General features: G+C 43.6%; 1 protein-coding gene. It reads left to right on the top strand.

From position 1 onward, the window contains the following. Positions 1-749 (top strand): LPXTG cell wall anchor domain-containing protein (locus HT718_RS07605; RefSeq protein ID WP_173268075.1); only part of this gene is annotated, 749 nt, incomplete at its 5' end. Positions 750-981 lie beyond the last annotated feature (232 nt).

Below are 981 nucleotides of genomic sequence, written 5' to 3' on the forward strand. Positions count from 1 at the left end.
AAATTCCAGGAAGTGACTTAGTCAACCAAGACTTTGGTGTAAACGGTATTCCAGAAGTAACTCCAAGTCAACCAGCCTACACAGATCCAGTAGGAACCAGCATTACGGATGGAGAAGGCAATGTAATTACCCCACCAACTGTAGATATTCCAGCCTATATAGATCCAGTAGGCACAAGCAGTACAGATGGCGAGGGCAATGTAATTACCCCACCGACTGTCGAAGTGCCAGCTTACACAGATCCAGTAGGAACAAGCAGTACAGATGGCGAGGGTAACGTTATTATTCCACCAACTGTCGAAGTGCCAGCCTATACAGATCCAGTAGGAACAAGCAGTACAGATGGCGAAGGCAATGTCATTACCCCACCGACTGTTGAAGTGCCAGCCTATACAGATCCAGTAGGAACAAGCAGTACGGATGGCGAGGGCAATGTCATTACTCCACCAACTGTCGAAGTCCCAGCCTACACAGGCAGTGTAAACGGCATTCCAGAAGTTACCCCAGCTAAACCAGACTATGAAGGTAGTGTAAATAGTATTCCAGAAGAAATGCCAGTTCAGCCAGATAAGGACGGCAGTGCTAATGAAATGTCAGAGGGAGCGCCAATATCTGAAACTACAATAAATAAAGATCGACAACTTCCAAATACAGGGACAGAGAAATCAAATACGTCACTTATTGTAGCTCTTTTAGCAGCTATGACTGGCGGACTTCTCATTTCACGAAAACGGAAGGAAGAAGAGTAGTGACTTGTAGATTATGAGGTCACTAACCAGTGATTTGTATAAAATCAATAAAATGAGTTGATATACAAGTAACTGTGTTAAAATCAGAAAGCAACGTGTCTAGCGTTGCTTTTTGATTGCTTCTTTGTCAACTGTAGTGGGTTGAAGAAAAGTTATACTCAATGAAAATCAAAGAGCAAACTAGGAAGCGAGCGACAGGCTGCTCAAAACACCGTTTTGAGGTTGTGGATAG

The sequence above is a fragment of the Streptococcus sp. 714 genome (genome assembly GCF_013277115.1).
Classification (GTDB): Bacteria; Bacillota; Bacilli; order Lactobacillales; family Streptococcaceae; genus Streptococcus.